The 3,532-nt window shown below is 28.5% G+C and carries 2 protein-coding genes and 2 pseudogenes; all 4 read left to right on the forward strand.

Going from position 1 to position 3,532, the window contains the following annotated elements; genetic code table 11:
- Nucleotides 1–51: 51 nt before the first annotated feature.
- Nucleotides 52–261 (forward strand): annotated as a pseudogene (locus GXK57_RS26025) (sporulation peptidase YabG); the annotation flags it as partial.
- 370 nt (nucleotides 262–631) lie between these two features.
- The gene (locus GXK57_RS26030) at nucleotides 632–853 is read left to right on the forward strand and encodes a hypothetical protein (RefSeq protein WP_160680928.1); all 222 of its coding nucleotides are present in this window, start codon (nucleotides 632–634) and stop codon (nucleotides 851–853) included.
- Nucleotides 854–925: 72 nt separating this feature from the next.
- A pseudogene (locus GXK57_RS26765) lies at nucleotides 926–1,067 on the forward strand (transposase); the annotation flags it as partial.
- A gap of 912 nt (nucleotides 1,068–1,979) precedes the next feature.
- Entirely contained in the window at nucleotides 1,980–2,711 is a 732-nt protein-coding gene (locus GXK57_RS26035; RefSeq protein ID WP_160680929.1) for a hypothetical protein, read from the forward strand.
- The last annotated feature ends 821 nt before the right edge of the window (nucleotides 2,712–3,532 follow it).

A 3,532-nucleotide genomic window follows, 5' to 3' on the forward strand; every position in this document is an offset into this window, starting at 1 on the left:
TTGATAGGAAGAAAAGATCTTCTTAAATGTTGCACTTGAGTTCAGTTTGGTGGTGCAAACTTCGCCTCAAGTCCCAATCGCGTTTTAATCCACTGCCTAGATCCTGTATTTGTATGTGAGAAGATAGCTTACACGAGGATAGATCAGGTAGTGTCTATAACTGATGTTATTGAGAATACAATAACAGGGATAAAGGGCATAGGAGGGCTTCAGACTAGAGGGAAGTATAGAGAGGGGTATCCTAAATCACCTTATGTATAAGGATATGTGAGAGTTAAGCAATACTAAGAATATATACAAGTAGAAAAGAGCAAGCTTTTAGTGATAAATGAGGAGTTTGCTCTTTTGGATATTTCTTTAAAAAATCTTCTACTGTTTCTTCATTCCGACTGGGTAATATATTAAAATAATTCTTTTATTCATATTAAAGATTAAGGTGTAGTATTCTGACATATTTAACTTCTATAAATAAGGCTCATCCGAAATCAATTCAGATCAGTGATAGATTTCATCTATTGGAGAATTTAACTTATTATTGTAAAAACTAGTTAACTAAGATAAAGTTGCAGAAACAAACAAATAAAAGATTAAGGAGGAAACAACTTAAGTTAATACAAGAAAGTTTAATAGAATGAATCAAGCAAAGACTCTATATTATAGTGGTAAATCTCATAAACACATAGAATTAGAATTAAAGGTGGACATACGTACTGTTAAGAAATATCTTTCTCTCGGTAAGTCTGAGCTAATTCTTAAGGAAGATGATTATCAAAACTTAAATCATAAAGAAAATGGTACTAAGAAGGAGAAAAGCTTAAAGGGAGTTCGTAACTTGCATAAGCAAGGTTACTGAATAAGAGAAATTTCAAGGAAAACAGGAATATCAAGACAAACTTTTAGAAGATACCTTGATATTAATGGCACCGTGTATAAATATAGTAATGTGTTAGCAGAAGGCAGTGTAAATAATATAAAGGTAATAAAGAGAATAATATTATGGAAGGTGTACTTTTGAGACTTTACGTAAAAAGATTATTTCCTATGAAAGACTTCGCATTTTCAACTGACTTTGTAAAGAACCTAAAAATATTCGGCAATCTACAAACGTGTCCACTATCCTATATTAGGAGAGCCTTGGTATGCTAGAAGATCTTGTGTTATACTAAAAGTGAGAAAATGATCTATATGGCAAAATAGTATAATATAGCTTAAATTAAATAATATTAGAAGATGTGAAACAGTATTGAAAATAAGTGAATTAAGTGTAAATTCAACAACTGCGCATGGATAATGAAAATATTGAGCCTATTAACAATAATGAAGTGGAGTGCCTGATGATCGGAAATGACATAAAGTTAAGAGGTTATAAGAAGTTTGGGACAATCAATTAGTCTAATAATAAGCTTTCAGTTATAAAAATATCTTCAACTGCGACTTTTTGTGAAAAAATCTAACAATAGAATTGTTAGAGATATAATCTACATGTGGACGGAAACGGGAAAGATAATTATACATAGCTATAAGTATTAATTTATGTAGACTTCAAATATTAAATTCTCTCTGAGTGAAAGAATGACTGAAAAACTAGGAATTAATAATTTAAATTATACTTATCAACGAACTAGAGAAATTATTGTGGTACTTTTTTCTGAGATACGTGTTTGCAGTAAGTTGGAATATGAGTAATTTCCCTAGAAGGTATTTTAAGACCACTGAGAAAACCATAGTACCTGTACTTGAGTATATTGAGATATTTTATATGTAAGTGGATAGAGAACGTGTGTCGCTAATGTCTATTTAGCACTAGAACAGGTTTATGATAGAATAAATAAAAAGATAGTTGAAACTTAAAAACTAAGAAACTAGCCAGTTATAAAATAACAGGATATAATGAGCTTAGATTTCTATATACAATATGTTATATAGAATACACAATAATTAATGAATATATTTAAATAAATTGATAATGAGGTGCTTAAGTGTGTTACAAATTTGAAATAGATAATACTAATTATCAAGATTATTCTAGTGGTAGAGTTCTTTATAATCAACATGGGACCACTGCATTTCCAGTAAGGCTAGCAAGCGAAATATTTCAAAGATGCAATAAGATATTGAGGGAAAAAGGTTTACATGAAAATTACTCTATATATGATCCGTGTTGTGGGGGCACATATTTATTAACATCAATAGGTTTTTTACATGGAAAGCATATATCTGAAATATACGCATCTGATATTAATAAAAACGTAATAACACTTGCTAAAAAAAATTTATCATTATTATCTATTTCTGGGTTAAATAAACGTATAGAACAGATATATGCTATGATACACGATTTCGGCAAGGATTCTCATTTTGAGGCGCTGGAAAGTTCATCAAAGTTAATGAACATTATATGTAATAGGAATAATATGATAAAAACTGAATGTTTTGTTGAAGATATTACAGATTGTTATAATGAAAATTTAAGTGGAATAAATATTGTTATTTCAGATTTGCCTTATGGTAATATGGTAAGTTGGGAAAATAATAAAAACAATAATGATTCAATAAACAAATTGTTAGATAATCTATTGCCTAAGTTATCCAGTAATTCTGTAGTTGCGCTTATAACAAAAAAGAAGGTTCCTATTAATCACTGTAGTTATATAAGGTTAGAGCGATTTACTATAGGTAAGCGTCAAATAACTATATTAAGTCCCAGATAATATAGTATGTTAATTTTTTTGGGGGACAAAATATAACAAAATCTTTAAATTTCTTATATTCAACTCGTTTTTTTAATGTTTGTTTTGTTCTCTCCAAATGAAGGTTTCTATTGTTATAAAATTTAGTTAAAGTGTTTATAGTATCGTATGATTGAAAATAACTTAATTTATAAGAACTCATCTTCAAACATTAGATGAAATGTGCATTTATGTTTTTTACTTCAAATTAGAGTTAGTATAAAAGTGTGAACACAAAAAGATTTTAAATATTAAACTATAATTATCAAGTTATGGGAGTGTTTACATGCAAAAAACAGCAAATAGGCATACTGATGATTTGAAAAATGATAGTTGAAGTCTATGAGAACGGAAAATAAATAAAGGAAATCTGTGAGGAATGCTATTTTCACTTATTCATTTACTAAAACTTCGATTCAAAAAGCGTATCTAAAATAAAAAACATCTTCGAAGTCTTTGATAAAAAAAGTTTATCAAGAGAAGAAAAAGCTGAGATTAATCCATAATCAAGTCTTTTCTATTACTAAATTAAATAAAAAATGGATTAGTGATATAGTTTATAGTCATACTGCTAAATATGACTAGTGAATTGTAAATCGAAATACAACCGTTCCTATTCCAAAGTTATTATTAATTATTAAATTTGATATATATGCAAGGTGATCTCACCTTGGCTTACAAAAAGATTGGATTATCCAGTCTTTTTTGCTTTCCTAAATTTAAAATTAATATATTCTAAAAGTGCTGGTTGTAGATTGTCAAGTACTTTTGGTTCTCTCGCAATTTTGGTGAAGTTATAATAT

Origin of the sequence: Clostridium sp. C8-1-8 (genome assembly GCF_009928445.1) — a bacterium.
Lineage (GTDB): Bacteria > Bacillota > Clostridia > Clostridiales > Clostridiaceae > Clostridium_AR.

Coding starts and splice junctions, on each gene's coding strand:
- GXK57_RS26030 (WP_160680928.1), top strand. CDS start 632: ATGAATCAAGCAAAGACTCTATATTATAGTGGTAAATCTCATAAACAC.